The sequence below is a fragment of the Curtobacterium sp. MCSS17_015 genome (genome assembly GCF_003234265.2).
Classification (GTDB): domain Bacteria; phylum Actinomycetota; class Actinomycetes; order Actinomycetales; family Microbacteriaceae; genus Curtobacterium.
Genome location: NZ_CP126256.1, coordinates 2,439,626 through 2,456,149 on the forward strand (window position 1 = coordinate 2,439,626; position 16,524 = coordinate 2,456,149).

Genomic DNA, 16,524 nt, shown 5'->3' on the forward strand with positions numbered 1-16,524 from the left:
CGCGCCTTTCTGGGAGGGGACGGCAGGGGGACGCGGCCGTGCGGGATGCCCGCACGGCCGCGTCGGAGGGGTGCTGCTACTTGGTGGAGACCGTGAAGCCCTGGTCCTTGCCGTACTTCACGAGCGCGTCCTGCCAGGCCTCGAGCCCGGATTCGAGCGACGTGCCCTTCTCGTACGACTGTCCGACGGTGTCGGCGTAGACGCTGTTGGCGTACACCTGGTACGGCAGGTAGGTGAAGTCGTTGTCCGAGGACTTCGACGCGTCGACGAGCACCTTGTTGATCTGCTGCCCGCCGAAGTACTCGGGCTTCTCCTCGAGGAACGCCGAGGACTCCAGGTCGGCGGTGGTCGACGGGAACCCGCCCGACTCCATGAAGACCTTCGTGGACTCCTCCGACGAGTTCAGCCACTTGAGGAAGCCCGCGGCCAGGGCCGGGTTCTTCGACTGCTCCATGACGACCTCGGCGCTGCCGCCGTTGTTCGCGGTGGTCGCGGTGCCGCTGTCGTAGGTCGGCATCGGGGCGACGCGCCAGTCGCCTGCGGCCTCGGCGACGCTCGCCTCGAGGTTGCCGGGCATCCACGCGCCGGTGATCATCGTCGCGATCTGGCCGTTGCCGAGCTGCTTGTACCAGTCATCGGTCCAGCCGACGGTCTTGGCCAGGAGCCCCTGCTCGACGAGCTGGTCCCAGGTCTCGGTCCACTTCTTCGTGCCCTCGTCCTGCAGGTTGATCGTCACCTCCTCGCCGTCGGTGGTGAACGGGGTGCCGCCGGCCTGGGCGATCATGCTCGTCGTGAAGCCCGCGTCGCCGGAGTCGGCGGCCAGGTACTTCTCGGGGTCGGCTTCGTGCAGCTTCTTCGCAGCCGCGACGTACTCGTCCCAGGTCTTCGGCACCTCGATGCCGTACTCGTCGAACACGGTCTTGTTGTAGAACATCGCCATGGGGCCGGAGTCCTGGGGCAGGCCGTAGACCTCGCCGTCCATCGACACGGAGTTCCAGGTGCTCGCGGCGAACTTGTCCTCCAGGTCACCGAACCCGTAGTCGGACAGGTTGAGGAGCGACTCGGACAGGGCGAACTGCGGCAGGGCGTAGTACTCGACCTGGGCGACGTCCGGCGCGCCCGAGCCGGCCTTCACGGTGTTCTGCAGCTTGGTGTACTGGTCGGCGCCGGTGCCGGCGTTGACGAGCTTGACCTTCACCTTCGGGTAGGCCTTCTCGAACGCGGCGACCTGGTCCTTCGCGGACGGCGTCCACGACCAGTAGGTCAGGGTGCCACCCTCGTCGAGGGCCTTGTCGATGTCCGAGGCGGAGCCGCCGGAGCCGGAGCCGCCGGACGCACAGGCGGCGAGGGCCATGGCGGCGGTGACGCCGATGGCGAGGGCGCTGAGCCCGCGCCGGAGACGCTTCTGCATGGTGGTGCCTTTCACTTCGTCGTGGAGAAGGTGTTTCCCCGTGTGAGGAGGGACTGCTCGGTGCTGGTCGGTGCGGTCCGTTGCGGGGCCGCGCCGTGCCTCCCGGCCGGGGGTCCGGTGCTGCTGCCCGGGGCCGGAGGGCGGGATCAGGCCTTGACGGACCCGGCCGCGAGGCCGGACTGCCAGAAGCGCTGGAGGAAGAGGAACGCGACCACGATCGGGATGATCGTGAGGAGCGAGCCGGTGACGACGAGGTTGTAGATCGGCTGCGCACCGGAGCCGGTGGCCTGCGCGTTCCACTGGTTGAGGCCGACGGTCAGCGGGTACCACTTCGGGTCGCTCAGCATGATGAGCGGCAGGAAGTAGTTGTTCCAGGTGGCGACGACCGCGAACAGCAGGACCGTGACGACGCCGGGGGCCAGGAGCTTCAGTGCGATGGTGAAGAAGATCCGGAACTCGCCGGCGCCGTCCATGCGGGCGGCCTCGATGAGCTCGGTCGGGATCGCCTCGACCGCGTAGGTCCAGATGAGGTACATGCCGAACGGACTGATGAGCGACGGCAGGATGATCGCCCACGGGGTGTTCGTCAGGCCGACCTGCGAGAAGAGCAGGAACGTCGGGACCGCCAGGGCGGTGCCCGGGACGGCGATCGCGCCGAGGACGACGGCGAACACCGCGCGGCGCCCGGGGAACTGGAACTTCGCCATGCCGTACCCGGCGACGGTCGCGAGCAGCGTCGCGCCACCGGCCCCGACGACCACGTAGAGCAGCGTGTTGCCGAGCCACTGGACGAAGATGCCGTCGTTGTAGGTGAGCGTGTCGACGATGTTCTGCCATAGGTGGAAGTCGCCGCCGAACCAGAGGCCGAAGGTGGACAGCAGGGACGCCTGTGTCTTCGTGCTGTTCACCAGCAGGTAGAAGAGCGGTGCGAACGAGTAGACGACGAAGACGACCATGACCGCCGTCAGCAGGCCGGAACGCTTCGGCTTGCGTCCGTCGACGTGCTGCTCGGCCTTCCGGGAGGCACGGGTCGACCGGGTGCGCGGCTCACGCTGCGTCGTGGTCGCCTCGGTGACCGTGGCCGCGGCGGGTCCGGTGGGGTGCTGGATGGTGCTCATCGGTTCTCCTCGCGTGTGCCGCGGACCTGGACGACGTAGGCGATCACCGCGGTGATGACGCCCATCACGATCGCGACGGTGGCGGAGTAGTTGAACTGCTGGCCGCTGAAGGACAGCGAGTAGGCGTACATGTTCGGGGTGAAGGCGCTGCCGATGACGTTCGGGGCCAGGGTCTTGAGCAGGTTCGGCTCGTTGAAGAGCTGGAAGCTGCCGATGATCGAGAAGATCGTGGCGATGACCATCGGACCGCGGAGGGCCGGGAGCTTGATCGAGAAGACGGTGCGCATCGGGCCGGCGCCGTCGAGCTCGGCCGCCTCGTACAGCTCCCCGGGCACGGTGCGGAGGGCGGCGTAGAAGATCAGCATGTTGTAGCCGAGGAACTCCCACGTGACGACGTTGCCGATCGAGGTGAGGACCCAGCTCGGGCTGAAGGGCTGCAGCAGGTCGATCCCGAGCGCGTCGTTCGCCGCACCGGTGAGACCGAACTGGTTGCCGTAGATGAAGCCCCAGATGAGTGCTGCGACGACGCCGGGGACCGCGTACGGCAGGAACACCGCGATGCGGAAGAAGGACGTGCCCCACAGGCGGGCGCTGTCGAGGGCCAGGGCGGCGACGAGGGCGAGACCGAGCATGATCGGCACCTGCACGACCAGGAAGACCGCGACCCGACCGAACCCGGACCAGAACTTGGCGTCCTGGACGAGCTGGACGTAGTTGGCGAACCAGACGAACTGGTTGCCACCGATGAGCTGGTCGCGGAACAGGCTGAGCCACAGGGCGTAGCCGATCGGGACGATGAGCATGAGGACGAGGACGGCGACGAACGGGCCGACGAAGAGCCAGCCGGTCATGCGGCCGCGAGGCTTCGCACGGCGACGCGGTGCGGGCGTCGTACCCTCGCCGCGTCGCGGCGCGGCCTCGGGGCTCCGCGCGGTGAGCGTGCTCATGTGACTCCTTCGTCGTGTCCTGCGGGACGTCGACGCGGCCTCGGTCGTCGTGCGCCAGCACTGCTGCGTGCTGTCTGCGGACGACCGATGTTGACGTCAACATCGAACGAGGCGACCGTACCATGGCAACGTCAACATGCGCTAGCGTTCGCAGGAGTGGTCGCGCTCCGACGCCGACCCGGCCATCCGCACGAAGGGGGCGCGTGACCATCTCGACCACCACCACCGACCCCGCGCCGACCCCTCGCCGCGCGCCGTCGCTCTCCGCCGTGGCCGAGGTCGCCGGCGTCTCCATGCAGACCGTCTCCCGGGTGGCCCGGGGCTTCGACAACGTCAGCCCCGAGACCCGGTCCCGCGTCCAGCAGGCGATGGCCGAACTCGGGTACCGCCCGAACCGTGCCGCTCGCGCGCTGCGCTCCGGGCGCTTCCGGACCATCGGCGTGATCATGTTCACCCTGGCGTCCTTCGGCAACATGCGCACGCTCGAGGCCATCGCCGACGCCGCGGGAGCCGCCGACTTCACGATCACGCTGCTGCCCATGGCCTCACGGACCGAGGAGGGCGTCCGGAGCGCCTTCTCCCGCCTGCACGAACAGGCCGTCGACGGCGTCGTCATCATCATCGAGTCGCACGTCATCGACACCGCCGAGGTCGCCCTGCCCGACGGCGTCCCCATGGTCGTGATCGACTCGACCGGCACCACCGAGCACCCGGCGATCGACACCGACCAGGCCGACGGCGCCCGGCTCGCAACGCAGCACCTGCTCGACCTCGGCCACGACACCGTCTGGCACGTCTCCGGTCCGGCGTCGTCGTACTCGGCGGCGCGACGGCAGGCAGCGTGGGCGGCGACGCTGACGGCGGCGGGACGCACCGTGCCCCCGGTGTTCGAGGGCGACTGGAACACATCGTCCGGGTACCGCGCCGGTCTGTCGATCGCGGCACGGCCCGACATCACGGCGGTGTTCGCGGCGAACGACCAGACCGCGCTCGGAGTGCTCCGCGCCTGTCACGAGCTCGGCCGGGCGGTCCCGTCGACCCTGAGCGTGGTGGGCTTCGACGACTCCCCCGAGTCCGACTCGTTCTGGCCGCCGCTGACCACCGTGCACCAGTCGTTCGACGAGGTCGGACGACGCGCGGTCGCCACGCTGCTCACCCAGATCGAGGGCGGGGCGGCCACCGCGGCGACCGACCTGGTGCCGGTGCGGCTCGTCGAGCGCGCGAGCACGGCGGCGCCGCCCGCGCGCTGAGCGGCGGGCACGGGCACGCTCCGCGCTCCGCGCTCCGCGACAGTCCTCGCGACGGCGACCACGTGCGGCGTCGTGGAGCGCGACGCGCGGTGCCGAGGCTCGGCCCCGCGGACAGAACGCGCCCGACGGCGTCCAGGACGTGCCCGCCCAGGCGAGGCTCAGCGGACGGGAGGCTCGGGGTGGGCCCGGAGCGGGCCTCCCGGCCGTGCCGCGCCGGGCACAGCCGAGGCTCGGCTCGGCGGACGAGATCCCGGCTCCGAGAGCCGGGAAGTGTCCGCACGGCCGAGCCTCGGGCCCGTCCGGCCGATGCCCGCCGGCGCCGGCCCGGCCCCGACACGAGGAACGCCGGGCTCCCGAAGGGACCCCGCGTCCTCTGCTCACTCGACGCCCGCCGCGTGCAGCGTGCGCCGAGGCACTCAACCGATCGAGAGCGCCGTCCAGGACACGGGCGGCAGCTCGATCGTGACCGTGTCACCCTCGCGGCGGACGGACTCGTTGGTCCGCAGGCCGACGCGGGCGGTGTTCGACAGGTCGTTCACGGCGTGCAGGTCGTCGTCCCAGATGCCCTCGGCGTGGACGTCGCCCTCGACGGACAGGCCGGCCAGGTCGATCGTCACGGTGGTGCTCTCGGTCTGGTGGCGGTTGACGAGGAAGATCGCGGCGCGACCGTCCTCGACCGTGGCGGCAGCGTCGACGACCGGGACGGTGCCGTGCTTGCCGCCGTCGACGGTGTCACCCGAGGCGACGACGTCGAGCGACGTGCCGTGGGCCAGGCGCGACGTCACCGAGAACGGGAAGAACGTGGTCTGGCGCCAGGCCTCACCACCGGGCTCGGTCATGATCGGGCCGATGACGTTGACGAGCTGGGCGATCGACGCGGAGGCGACGCGGTCGGCGTGGCGGAGGAGCGAGATGAGCAGGCCGCCGAGCACGACGGCGTCGGCCACGGTGTAGACGTCCTCCAGGAGGCGCGGGGCGACCGGCCAGTCCTCGAGCGTGAAGGTCTTGGCCTTCGCCTCCCACTTCGTGATCGACCAGACGTTCCACTCGTCGAAGGAGATGTCGATGCGCTTGTCGGACTTCTTGTGCGCCTGCACGTGGTCCGCCGCCGTGGTCACCGTCTTGATGAAGTGGTCCATGTTGGCGCCGGAGGCCAGGAACGAGGTGAGGTCGTCGTCCTCCTCGTAGTACGCGTGCGCCGAGATGTAGTCGACGTCGTCGTACGCGTGCTCGAGCACGGTGCGCTCCCACTCGCCGAACGTCGGCATCGACGCCCCCGAGGAACCGCAGGCGACGAGTTCCAGGTCCGGCTGGATCTGTCGCATCGCCTTGGCCGTCATCGCGGCGAGCTTGCCGTAGTCCTCGGCGTTCTTGTGGCCGAGCTGCCACGGGCCGTCCATCTCGTTGCCGAGGCACCACATGGTGATGCCGAAGGGCTCCTCGCGGCCGTTGGCCTTGCGCTCCTCGGACCGGGCGGTGCCGCCGCCGATGTTCGCGTACTCGAGCAGTTCGATGGCTTCGGCGGTGCCGCGGGTGCCGAGGTTCACGGCGAGCATGAGCTCGGAGCCGACCGAGTCGAGCCACTGCTGGAACTCGTGCAGGCCGACCTCGTTCGTCTCGGTCGAGTGCCATGCCAGGTCGAGGCGCCGGGGACGCTGCTCGACCGGTCCGACGCCGTCCTCCCACTTGTAGCCGGAGACGAAGTTGCCGCCGGGGTAGCGGATGGTGGTGACGCCGAGCTCCTTGACGAGTTCGATGACGTCCTTGCGGAAGCCGTGCTCGTCGGCCGACTCGTGCGCGGGCTCGTGGATGCCGTCGTAGACGTGGCGGCCGAGGTGCTCGACGAACCCGCCGAACAGTCGGCGCCGCACCGGGCCCACCGTGAACGCGGAGTCGAGGACGAGGTGTGTGCGGGGCATGGATGATCTCCTTCGATCAGGCTGTGCGTCGAGCACATGTGTTCCGCGGTGTCACGGAAGTGAGCGCTCACCTGACAGGAACGCTACCGGGTGTCGACACCGGACGGAAGGGCTGGCGCGCGCGTCGGCGCGGCGCTAATGTGAGCGCTCACGGGGCACCGACGCCCCGCGATCGGGACGGCAGCATCCCCGGATGACGTCCCGCTTCGGCCCGTCCCGATGGAGTGATGCCATGCCGAACCGTCCAGTCCCGCCACCCCGCGGGTCCACGTTCACCCGCAGGAGCCTGCTCGCCGCCGGGGCAGCGGCGGCCACGGTCCTGCCGCTCGCCTCGTGCGCGAGCCCCCTCGCAGCCGGGATCGCCGGCGCCCCTCTGAACCCCGAGACGCTCGTCTTCTGGAACCTGTTCGGTGGTGGCGACGGCGTCCGCATGAAGACCATGGAGGACGGGTACGCGAAGCAGCACGGCGGCTCCTCCGCCCTGCAGGCCACCACGTTCGCGTGGGGGAACCCGTACTACTCGAAGGTCACACTGGCGACCGTCGGGAACAAGCCGCCGGACGTCGCGATCGCGCACCTGACCCGCGCGAAGCCACTCTGGGACGGCGACCTGCTCGACCCGATCACGGCGGACGACCTGGCGAGCGTGGGCCTCAAGGCGAGCGACTTCAACCAGAAGGCGTGGACCGCGCAGAAGACCGACGGCAACAACATCGCGATCCCGCTCGACACGCACCCGTTCGTGCTGTTCTACAACGTCGAGGTCTGCCGCAAGGCCGGACTGCTCGACAGCGACGACCAGCTCACGGACCTGAACGGGATGGAGAACTTCGAGCGTGCCCTCGCCGCCGTGTCGAAGGTCACCGGCGGCAACGCGCTCAACGTCGCGAACGTCGTGCCCGAGACCGCGACACCGTGGCGGTTCTTCTGGACGATGTACAACCAGATCGAGGGTGCCACCCCGTTCATCAGTGACGGCGGCGCGAAGCTCACCGTCAACGAGGACGCCTACAACGAGGTCACCAGCCGCACCCAGAAGTGGGTGAAGGAGGGCTGGATGAACAAGGCCCTGGACTACGCCACCGCGCAGTCGCTCATGTTCGACGGCAAGGCCGGCTTCTTCATGCAGGGCGAGTGGGAGATCAGCACCGCCCAGTCGATCAAGGGGCTCGAGTTCGGCATGGCGCCGATCCCGCAGCTCTACGACAAGCCCGCCACGCAGGCCGACGCGCACACCTTCATCCTGCCGAAGAAGGACCGGACGCCCGAGCAGCGCAAGCAGCACTTGCTCTTCATCAAGCAGATGCTCGAGCAGAGCCTGACCTGGGCGGAGGGCGGGCACGTCCCGGCCTACATGCCCACCTTCGACAGCAGCGCGTACAAGGAGCTCAAGCCGCAGTCGAACTACGCCGCCGCCGCCGAGACCGCGGTCTTCGACGACGCCGCCTGGTACGGCGGGTCCGGTTCGACCTTCGAGGGCACCGTGGGCGCCCAGCTCGCCCTCGTGCAGCAGGGCAGCTCGTCCCCCGCGCAGGCGCTCAGCGCGATCAAGAGCCAGCTGGCGACCTACCTCAACACCCCGAGCCCCCTGTGACCAGGCGCGCGAACACCGTGAACACCCCGCGAAAGGCACGATGACGTGACCACAGCACCAGTCCTCGACCGCCCCACGGATGCGGCCACTGCACCACGGCGGCTCCGCTCCTACCGGACCAGCGTCACCCGCGGCCAGGGTCGCAGCGGATGGCTGTTCCTCGCCCCGTTCGGCCTGTTCTACGTGGCCTTCCTGCTCGGCCCGACGATCTGGATGATCGTCACGAGCTTCTTCAACACCTCGACCGTGCGGACCGGGCTCGGCAGCTTCGCCGGGTTCGCGAACTACGCGGAGATGCTCGGACGCTCCGACTTCTGGTCGTCGCTGTGGCACACCCTGCAGTTCACGCTCTACACGACGCCGCCGCTGGTGATCCTGGCGTTCGTCTTCGCGGTGCTGACGAACCGGATGAACAAGGGCCAGTGGTTCTTCCGCCTGGCGTTCTTCCTGCCGTTCATCCTGCCGTCGGCGACGATCTCGCTCATCTGGGTGTTCATCTTCACCCCGGCGACCGGCCTCTGGGCGACCCTGCAGACCGCACTCGGCATGACCCCGGGCTCGGGCATGCTGTCGAGCCCGAACACCGCGATGATCGGTGTCGCCATCGCCACGATCTGGTGGACCCTCGGCTTCAACTTCGTGCTGTACCTGGCCGGCCTGCAGGAGATCCCGCGCGAGCTGTACGAGGCCGCCGCCGTCGACGGTGCGTCGAACTGGCAGCAGATCAAGTCGATCACCCTGCCGCTGCTCGGCCGCACCACGACGCTGGTCATCCTGCTGCAGATCATCGCGTCCCTGAAGATCTTCGACCAGGTGTACCTCATGACGAACGGCGGCCCGGGCATCTCGACCCAGGTCTCACTGCAGCTCATCACCGGCGTCGGCTTCACCGACAACCGGCTCGGCGCCGCCTCGGCAGCGTCCGTCCTCCTGTTCATCGTGATCGTCGCGATCGCGGTCATCCGGCAGCTCGTCGAGCGCGCTGCCGCCAAGCGAGAGATCGGGGCCTGACATGACCGCCACCGAGAGCATCACCACCGGTCGCGCCAAGCTCCGCACCGGCGTCTCCTCGGCCGCGCCCACGAGCGCCGCGAAGATCGGCGTCTCCGGCAGGGGGTTCACGATCGCGTCGGCCGTCGTCCTGACGGTCTTCGCGATCATCTGGCTCATCCCGAGCCTGTTCGCCCTGAAGACGTCGCTGTCCGACAACGGCGTCGCCGCGCTCGGTGCGGGCGCGATCCTGTCGGACTGGAACCCGACGCTCCACTCCTACTCGTCGCTGTTCCAGTCCGGCGACATCTGGAACTGGTACCTGGCCAGCGGCATCACGAGCGTCGTCACGGCGGTGCTCACGGTGATGTTCGCCTCGATGGCGGCCTTCGCGTTGTCCCGCCTGGTGTTCCGCGGCCGCAACGTCGCGTTCCTGCTCATCATCCTGGGCATCATGATCCCGACGCAGGTGCTGATCATTCCGATCTTCCAGGAGCTCAACGCGGTCGGCCTGCTCAACACCTACTGGTCGGTGATCTTCCCGCAGGTGCCCGCCGTGATCGCGGTGTTCATCTTCAAGCAGTTCTTCGACGGCATCCCGAAGGAGCTCGAGGAAGCCGCCCGCATCGACGGCGCGAGCATCTGGAAGGTCTACTGGTCGGTCATCCTGCCGCTGTCCCGCCCGGTCATCGCCGCGGTGACGATCCTGACCTTCGTCGGGGTGTGGAACAACCTGCTGTTGCCCCTGTTCGTGCTGTCGAACCCGGACCTCATGACGATCCCGGTGGGGCTCGCCACGGTCCAGGGCAGCTTCGGCCAGCGGTACGCGGACATCCAGGCGGGCGCGCTCCTCGCCGCGCTGCCGCTCATCATCCTGTACCTGGTCTTCCAGCGGCAGATCGTCGAGGGCGTCACGGGGTCCGGTCTGAAGGGCTGACGTCCGGACCGCACGACGGACGGGAGGCTCCCCACCAGCGGGTGGGGAGCCTCCCGTCCGATGTGGGTCGCCTCAGGCGGAGGCGAGCGGTGCGAGGCGCGAGCGCAGCAGGCAGAACTCGTTGCCCTCCGGGTCCTGCAGCACGTGCCACGACTCGTCACCGGTCTGCCCCACCTCGGCCGGACGCGCGCCGAGGGCGAGGAGCCGCTCGAGTTCCGCGTCCTGGTCACGGTCGACGGGGTTGACGTCGAGGTGCAGGCGCAGCGGCTGGGACTTCGCGTGTGCGACGCGCGCCAGGATGATCGTCGGGGCCGCCCCGCCGAAACCGGAGGCCGGGCCGATCTCGATGCCGTCGTCCTCCCGGCCGAGTTCCACGTAGTCGAGGACGGCGCACCAGAAGCGCGACAGCGCCTCGGGGTCGTCGCAGTTGAGGACCAGTTCGCTCAGGCGGCAGCTCATGGCGCGAGGCTACCCGCGTCTCCCGACCGGACCGGCTCAGGGCGTCGGGGTGATGCTCCACGACCCGTTCGTCGCGACGGCCACCACGCCTGGCAGGTCGGCTTCGAAGGTGTCCGAGAACGCCTCGGTGTCCCCGAACAGCTGCGTGTCGTCCGACGTCGTGAAGACCCGAACACCGAACCGGTCGTCGGCATCGGCCGGCGTGTAGTCGACCTGCACGTGCGAGACGTCGTCCGAGAAGAACAGGACCGCCGGTCCCGTGCCCGACTGCGGGCCGGACACCGACGGCAGGTCGTTCCAGCTCAGCATCGTCATCGACCAGGGACCGTCCGCCTGGACGATGAGCATCTGCTCGTCCGGATCGGACCGCATGACCCCCGTCAGGAAGGACGCGGTCAGCGGAGCCGTGGCCTCACCGAACGGCGACATCCGCCCGGGTGCCGTGACGGCCGCGGTGCCGACGCACCGCGAGCAGTCCAGGTTCATCACCACGGCGAAGTCGCCGCGGACCCGGAAGGCGACGTCGGCGGGGCCGGTGCCGGAGACGGTCGCGGGAGCGCCCTCACCGACGTCCCCGGCGTCCAGCGTGACCCCGACGAGTTCCGCGACCGGCGGCGTCGTCGCCGTCGGGGTCGGCGTCGGCGTCGCTGACGGGCTCGGTGATGCGGTCCGCCGCGGAGCCGCGCCGTCGGTCGCGGCGGTGTCCGGGACGCTGCCGCCCGTCAGCATCGAGCAGCCGGTGACCAGCAGGAGCGCTGCGACGGCCGCCCCCGTCGTGCCCGCGCGTCGGATGTGTCGTCCGTCGTGTTCCCCCATGCGCACAGCGTGCCACATCGGGTGGCGGACGCCACCGGCCGCGGTCCAAGGGGACCGCCGGGCGCAGCGCCTCAGGCCGGGACGGGCATCCGGGCGTCGTGCTTCCAGAACCCGGAGAAGGTGATCCGCGACTTCGGGAGCCCTGCGCGGTGCAGGTGGCGGCGACCCTCGGTGGCGAGCCGGGACTCCCCGACGACGAAGGCGTACCCGCGGTCGTCACGGGGCACGTGCCGCTGGAGTTCCGCGAGCGCCGCCCGACCGGGCACCGCGTGGGCGTCACCGCGGACGAGCCACGTCACGGTGACGCCGACGGGAGCGTCCAGGTCGCGGATGTCGAGCGCGGTCGGGACCTCCTGGATGATGCGGCCGACGGTGTCACGGGGCAGGGACCGGGCGATGCCGACGACGGCGGGCAGGCCGGTCTCCTCGGCGGCGATGACGACCTCGCTGGTGTCGTCCGGGCAGTCGAAGATGCAGCCCTGGTCGAGCAGGGCGAGCTCGTCCCCGGGTCGGGCTCCGCAGGCCCAGACGGCGGCGCGGCCCTCGAGTTCACCGTCGCCGTTCGTGTGCACGACGAAGTCGATGTCCATCTCGCCGAGTTCCGGCCGGTGTCCGGCGACCGTGTAGTTGGCGCAGTGCGGTCGCGATTCCTCGGGGATGCGGAGGTACTGCGGCCACCACTTGGCGCCGTCGATCTCGGGCATCCGGAAGGCGTCCTGCTCAGGGCGCTGCAGGAACAGGCGGAACCAGTGGTCGAAGCCGAGGAACGGGAAGTCGCGGATCTCGTCGCTCGCGATGGTGACGCGGTGGATCGACGGGGTGTGCCGTCCGGTGCGCACGACCCGTGCCCGGAACAGCCGCGGGTTCTCGGGCATCAGCCTCGGGATCTTCGCCATGAGGGAAGGCTAACCTAATATTGCTTCCGTGCCACCCCCTCCCCTCACCGTCCCCACTGCGCCCACCGCCCCTCCCGGAGCGGTGATCGGCGCCGCCGGGGTGCACCGCCGGACGGCCCGTCGGCGGATCGGGGTCCTGCTCGGGCTCGCGGCGGTCGTGCTCGGCGCAGCGGTGGCGAGCATGCTCCTCGGCAGCAACCACATCGGTGCCGAGCGGGTGGTCGCCGGCCTGACCCGCAGCGGCTCGGGCACGGACGAGGCGATCGTCTGGGGTTCACGCGTCCCCCGCACGCTCATCGGGGCGGCCGTCGGCGCCGCACTCGGCATGGCCGGGCTGCTCATGCAGGGTCACACCCGGAATCCGCTCGCCGACCCCGGCCTGTTCGGGGTCTCGGCCGGCGCCGGGCTGGCCGTCGTGCTCGGCGTCTTCGTCTTCGGCGTCACGAACACCGGTGCGTCCGTCTGGTTCGCCCTCGTCGGCGCCGTCGTCGCGAGCGTCGTCGTCTTCTCGGTCACGGTCGCTGGCAGCGGGACCGCGAGCCCGGTGCCCCTCGCCCTGGCGGGGGCGGCGGTGTCGGCGCTGCTCGGTGCCCTGACGTCGTTCATCGTGCTGACCGACCAGGCGTCGCTCGACGCGTACCGGCTGTGGGTCGTCGGGTCGCTGTCGGGTCGACAGCTCGACGTGCTGCAGGCCGCGTGGCCGTTCATGGCGGTCGGCCTCGTCCTCGCGATCTGGAACACCAGGGCCCTCGACGCGCTCGGCCTCGGCCCGGAGCTCGCGAAGGGGCTCGGCGAGGACCTGCTCACCGCCCGCCTGGTCGGACTCGGCGGGATCACGCTCCTCGCCGCCGGCGCGACGGCAGCGGCCGGTCCGGTCGCCTTCGTCGGGCTGACCGTCCCGCACGTCGCACGGGCGGTCGTCGGCACCGGACACCGCTGGACCCTGCCCGCCACGGCACTGCTCGGTGCCGCCCTCGTCCTGCTCGCCGACGTGGTCGGGCGGCTCATCGGCGGGTTCGCCGAGGTCGAGGTCGGGATCGTGCTGGCCGTGATCGGCGGCCCGGTGTTCGTCGCCGTGGCCCGTCGTCGATCGCTGGTGTCGCTGTGAGCGCCGCGACGACGCCCGCACCCGCCGTCGGCGCACCGAAGGGCGACCGGAAGGGCATCCGCATCGGACCGGTCGGGCTCGCCTGGCGCCCACACGTCCTCACCGCCACGGTCGTCGCGGTGGGCGTCGCCCTGCTGCTCGTCGTGCTCGGGGTCGCCGTCGGCTCGACGTTCATCGCCCCGGGCACCGTCGTCCGTGCGCTGATCGGGCTCGAGTCGGGACCGGAGTCGTTCATCGTGACGACGCTGCGCCTCCCCCGCGTCCTGACCGGGGCGCTCGTCGGGGTGACCCTGGCCGTTGCCGGTGCCCTGACCCAGACCTTCACGCGGAACCCGCTCGGGACACCGGACATCATCGGCGTGACCTCGGGTGCGAGCGTCGGTGCCGTGGCGGCCGTCGTCCTCGGCGGCGGCAGCTATTCGGTCAGCGCCCTCGTGCTCGGCGGCGGGATGCCCGTCGCGGCCACGATCGGAGCACTGGTCGCCGCCACGATCGTCTACGGCCTGGGCTGGCGGGGCGGCGTGCAGAGCCACCGGCTCATCCTGGTCGGCATCGGGGTGAGCGCCACGCTCGACGCCCTGACGAGCTACCTGCTCGTCCGCGCCAAGATCACGCAGGCCACGGCTGCTTCGCAGTGGCTCGTCGGCAGCCTGTCGAGCACCTCGTGGACGACGGTGTGGCCGCTCCTCGTCATCGCCGCGGTGGGCGTCCCGATCGCGCTCGCCACCTCGGCAGCGCTCGGCATCGGTCAGCTCGGTGACGAGGTCGCGACCGGCGTCGGGCTGGGTGTCCAGCGGCACCGGTTGCTCGTCATCGGCCTGGCGGTCGTCCTCACCGCGGCGGCGGTCGCGGCCGCGGGCCCGGTCGGGTTCGTCGCCTTCGTGGTGCCGCAGATCGCCCTGCGCCTGGCGGGGACGAACCGGCCACCGCTGGTGCTGTCGGCGGCCCTCGGCGCGGTGCTCGTGCTCGGTGCGGACCTGCTCGCCCGGTCGGCGTTCCCCTGGCAGGTGCCGGTCGGCATCGTCACCACCGTGATCGGCGCCCCGTACCTGATCTGGCTCCTCATCCGTCACCGCAAGGAGATGTCCCGATGACCACCACGACCCCGCCGGCGACCGCCGCCGCGTCCGCGCCGGACCGCCTGCACGCCGGCCCCGTCCTGGAGGCCCGTGGCCTGTCCGTGGGGTACGACAGGTCCCCGGTGCTCCGCGACCTCGACCTGTCGATCGGGCGCGGCACGGTGACGACGTTCCTCGGCGCGAACGGCTGCGGCAAGTCGACGCTGCTCAAGGCGCTCGGTCGGGTGCTCAAGCCGCAGGCCGGCGAGGTGCTGCTCGACGGCACCCCGATCCGGAAGGAGGCGAACCGGTCGGTCGCGCGGAAGCTCGCGATCCTCCCGCAGTCGCCGTTGGCCCCGGCCGGCACGAGCGTGCTCGACCTGGTGATGCGCGGCCGGAACCCGCACCAGTCGTGGGCCCGGCCGTGGACCGCCGAGGACGCCGCGGTGGCCGAGGACGCCATCGCCGCCACCGGTCTCACCGAGGTCGCCCACCGTGACGTCGCCAGCTTGTCCGGCGGGCAGCGCCAGCGCGCCTGGATCGCGCTCGTCCTGGCGCAGCGGGCGGACACGCTCCTGCTCGACGAGCCGACGACCTACCTCGACCTCGCCCACCAGCTCGACGTGCTGCGCCTGGTCCGTCGGATCAACCGCGAGCAGGGCGCCACGGTCGTGATGGTGCTGCACGACCTCACCCTGGCCGCGCGGTACTCGGACCGGCTCGTGGTGCTCCACGACGGCGGCGTCGTCGCGGACGGCGCTCCCGTCGACGTCCTCACGCCGGCCGTGCTCGAGCGTGCGTTCGGGTTGCACGCCCGCGTCGTCCCGGACCCCGTGACGGGGGCGCCGATGGTCGTCCCGGAGGCCGACGGACACACTGCGTGACGTCGGGCGTCGACCGGAACTGGTGCGATCCCGCTGGTTAGGTTAGGCTCACCTAACGTGAACACTCCCCGCCGCGGCTCCGTTCGTGCCGCCCTCCTGACCGCCGTCACCGCGACGGCCCTCATCCTCACCGCGTGCTCCAGCACCGGTGCCTCCGACGACACCGGCAGCGACGCGAAGGCGTCCTCCGGGGCCTGGTCGTACGAGGACGCCACGGGCACGACGGTGACGGTCGACCACAGGCCGGAGCGCGTCGTGGTCCTCAACGACATCGCCATCTCGTTCATCGAGTACGGCCTCCGCCCGGTCGGCACCTTCGGGCAGCTCCCGATGACGAAGGACGCCCGGTTCGACGACCTCGACCAGGACGGCATCACGCAGCTCGGCACCGCCTACGGCGACATCGACCTCGAGCAGCTCGCCGCGCTGAAGCCCGACCTCGTCGTGACCTCGGTCTACCCGACCGACGCGAAGGGCACGCTCGACGCCTCGCAGCCTGCCTACGGCTTCAAGGACAAGGAGCAGCAGGAACAGGTCGAGGCCATCGCCCCGGTCGCCACCGTCAAGTGGGGCGGCAAGGGTCTCGACGTCATCGAGCACATCGCCGACCTCGCCGAGGACCTCGGCGCGGAGGAGTCCGCCGTCGACTCGGCCGAGAAGGAGTTCGACACCGCGAAGGAGACCCTCCGGACCGCGTCCGAGGAGAGCGGCGTGTCCGTCGTCTCGATGTACGCCGACGGTGACGGCGCCTACGTCACCCGCCCGTCCGACGAGCCCACGCTGCAGATGTGGAGCGACTTCGGCGTCGACCTGGTCACCCCGAAGCCGGAGGGCTTCTACTGGGGCATCTACAGCTGGGAGAACGCGGGCCAGATCTCGGCCGACGTCATCCTGCTTTCGCAGCAGGGCTACCAGGTGTCGGACCTCGAGAAGCAGCCGACGTTCGCAGACAACCCGGCCCTCGAGGCCGGTCAGGTGCACAGCTTCACCTTCCCGGCGCTGGACTACGCCTCGCAGGCCGACTACATGACGAAGCTCGCCGGCTGGCTCGACGACAGCAAGCCGGTCGCCTGAGCGACCCGACGACACGGCACGGGAGGCCCCGCACCAGCTGGTGCGGGGCCTCCCGTTCGTCGT

At 70.4% G+C, this 16,524-nt stretch carries 15 protein-coding genes; 8 read left to right on the plus strand and 7 right to left on the minus strand.

All coding sequences use genetic code 11. The features are described 5' to 3' along the window. Positions 1–76 precede the first annotated feature (76 nt). The 3 genes from DEJ18_RS11550 to DEJ18_RS11560 form a co-directional block, all read right to left on the minus strand. Positions 77–1,411, minus strand: a complete 1,335-nt coding sequence (locus tag DEJ18_RS11550; RefSeq protein ID WP_111211145.1) for an ABC transporter substrate-binding protein — start codon at positions 1,409–1,411, stop codon at positions 77–79. A gap of 146 nt (positions 1,412–1,557) precedes the next feature. Further along, entirely contained in the window at positions 1,558–2,529 is a 972-nt protein-coding gene (locus tag DEJ18_RS11555; RefSeq protein WP_220034343.1) for a carbohydrate ABC transporter permease, read from the minus strand. Then, positions 2,526–3,476 carry a carbohydrate ABC transporter permease gene (locus tag DEJ18_RS11560; RefSeq protein WP_111211146.1) on the minus strand — a complete coding sequence of 317 codons (951 nt, stop codon included), beginning with the start codon at positions 3,474–3,476 and terminating at the stop codon, positions 2,526–2,528. The genes DEJ18_RS11555 and DEJ18_RS11560 overlap by 4 nt, the downstream gene beginning before the upstream one ends. A 209-nt stretch (positions 3,477–3,685) precedes the next feature. On the opposite strand from DEJ18_RS11560, the gene DEJ18_RS11565 reads away from it, so the two are divergent. Next, positions 3,686–4,726 carry a LacI family DNA-binding transcriptional regulator gene (locus DEJ18_RS11565; protein ID WP_502866272.1) on the plus strand — a complete coding sequence of 347 codons (1,041 nt, stop codon included), beginning with the start codon at positions 3,686–3,688 and terminating at the stop codon, positions 4,724–4,726. Between the two features lie 416 nt (positions 4,727–5,142). On the opposite strand, the gene arfA is transcribed toward DEJ18_RS11565, so the two are convergent. Next, positions 5,143–6,645 (minus strand): arabinosylfuranosidase ArfA, encoded by a 1,503-nt coding sequence (arfA, locus tag DEJ18_RS11570; protein WP_111211148.1) that lies wholly within the window; start codon positions 6,643–6,645, stop codon positions 5,143–5,145. 232 nt (positions 6,646–6,877) lie between these two features. Between arfA and DEJ18_RS11575 the strand changes: the two genes are divergently transcribed. Genes DEJ18_RS11575 through DEJ18_RS11585 form a run of 3 tightly spaced genes read left to right on the plus strand, consistent with a single transcriptional unit; the run spans position 6,878 to position 10,166 of the window. Beyond that, positions 6,878–8,239 (plus strand): extracellular solute-binding protein, encoded by a 1,362-nt coding sequence (locus DEJ18_RS11575; RefSeq protein ID WP_111211149.1) that lies wholly within the window; start codon positions 6,878–6,880, stop codon positions 8,237–8,239. 45 nt (positions 8,240–8,284) lie between these two features. Next, on the plus strand, positions 8,285–9,250 hold the full coding sequence (locus DEJ18_RS11580) for a carbohydrate ABC transporter permease (protein ID WP_111211150.1): 966 nt from the start codon (positions 8,285–8,287) through the stop codon (positions 9,248–9,250). A 1-nt stretch (position 9,251) separates the two neighbouring features. Continuing rightward, entirely contained in the window at positions 9,252–10,166 is a 915-nt protein-coding gene (locus DEJ18_RS11585; protein WP_111211151.1) for a carbohydrate ABC transporter permease, read from the plus strand. Between the two features lie 72 nt (positions 10,167–10,238). On the opposite strand, the gene DEJ18_RS11590 is transcribed toward DEJ18_RS11585, so the two are convergent. The 3 genes from DEJ18_RS11590 to DEJ18_RS11600 all read right to left on the minus strand — a co-directional run bounded on the left by DEJ18_RS11590 (position 10,239) and on the right by DEJ18_RS11600 (position 12,337). Further along, a complete protein-coding gene (locus DEJ18_RS11590; RefSeq protein WP_111211152.1) occupies positions 10,239–10,625 on the minus strand; it encodes a VOC family protein in 387 nt (128 codons plus the stop codon). A 36-nt stretch (positions 10,626–10,661) separates the two neighbouring features. Continuing rightward, a complete protein-coding gene (locus tag DEJ18_RS11595) occupies positions 10,662–11,441 on the minus strand; it encodes a hypothetical protein (RefSeq protein WP_111211153.1) in 780 nt (259 codons plus the stop codon). A gap of 71 nt (positions 11,442–11,512) precedes the next feature. Further along, the gene (locus DEJ18_RS11600; RefSeq protein WP_111211154.1) at positions 11,513–12,337 is read right to left on the minus strand and encodes a siderophore-interacting protein; all 825 of its coding nucleotides are present in this window, start codon (positions 12,335–12,337) and stop codon (positions 11,513–11,515) included. A gap of 28 nt (positions 12,338–12,365) precedes the next feature. Here DEJ18_RS11600 and DEJ18_RS11605 point away from each other — a divergent pair, with 28 nt between their 5' ends. From DEJ18_RS11605 to DEJ18_RS11620, 4 genes are read left to right on the plus strand one after another with little or no spacing between them, the layout of a single operon-like run. Then, complete coding sequence (locus DEJ18_RS11605) at positions 12,366–13,445, plus strand: FecCD family ABC transporter permease (protein ID WP_111211155.1); 1,080 nt, start codon at positions 12,366–12,368, stop codon at positions 13,443–13,445. Then, positions 13,442–14,539 (plus strand): FecCD family ABC transporter permease, encoded by a 1,098-nt coding sequence (locus DEJ18_RS11610; RefSeq protein ID WP_258376983.1) that lies wholly within the window; start codon positions 13,442–13,444, stop codon positions 14,537–14,539. Before DEJ18_RS11605 ends, DEJ18_RS11610 begins: the two co-directional genes overlap by 4 nt. Further along, a complete protein-coding gene (locus DEJ18_RS11615; protein WP_111082782.1) occupies positions 14,536–15,387 on the plus strand; it encodes an ABC transporter ATP-binding protein in 852 nt (283 codons plus the stop codon). The genes DEJ18_RS11610 and DEJ18_RS11615 overlap by 4 nt, the downstream gene beginning before the upstream one ends. A 57-nt stretch (positions 15,388–15,444) precedes the next feature. Next, positions 15,445–16,461 (plus strand): ABC transporter substrate-binding protein, encoded by a 1,017-nt coding sequence (locus tag DEJ18_RS11620; RefSeq protein WP_111211156.1) that lies wholly within the window; start codon positions 15,445–15,447, stop codon positions 16,459–16,461. The last annotated feature ends 63 nt before the right edge of the window (positions 16,462–16,524 follow it).

Excerpts from the sequence above, each read along its gene's own strand:
- DEJ18_RS11550 (WP_111211145.1), bottom strand. The coding sequence starts at position 1,411 with ATGCAGAAGCGTCTCCGGCGCGGGCTCAGCGCCCTCGCCATCGGCGTC.
- DEJ18_RS11555 (WP_220034343.1), bottom strand. The coding sequence starts at position 2,529 with ATGAGCACCATCCAGCACCCCACCGGACCCGCCGCGGCCACGGTCACC.
- DEJ18_RS11560 (WP_111211146.1), bottom strand. The coding sequence starts at position 3,476 with ATGAGCACGCTCACCGCGCGGAGCCCCGAGGCCGCGCCGCGACGCGGC.
- arfA (WP_111211148.1), bottom strand. The coding sequence starts at position 6,645 with ATGCCCCGCACACACCTCGTCCTCGACTCCGCGTTCACGGTGGGCCCG.
- DEJ18_RS11575 (WP_111211149.1), top strand. The coding sequence starts at position 6,878 with ATGCCGAACCGTCCAGTCCCGCCACCCCGCGGGTCCACGTTCACCCGC.
- DEJ18_RS11585 (WP_111211151.1), top strand. The coding sequence starts at position 9,252 with ATGACCGCCACCGAGAGCATCACCACCGGTCGCGCCAAGCTCCGCACC.
- DEJ18_RS11590 (WP_111211152.1), bottom strand. The coding sequence starts at position 10,625 with ATGAGCTGCCGCCTGAGCGAACTGGTCCTCAACTGCGACGACCCCGAG.
- DEJ18_RS11595 (WP_111211153.1), bottom strand. The coding sequence starts at position 11,441 with ATGGGGGAACACGACGGACGACACATCCGACGCGCGGGCACGACGGGG.
- DEJ18_RS11600 (WP_111211154.1), bottom strand. The coding sequence starts at position 12,337 with ATGGCGAAGATCCCGAGGCTGATGCCCGAGAACCCGCGGCTGTTCCGG.
- DEJ18_RS11615 (WP_111082782.1), top strand. The coding sequence starts at position 14,536 with ATGACCACCACGACCCCGCCGGCGACCGCCGCCGCGTCCGCGCCGGAC.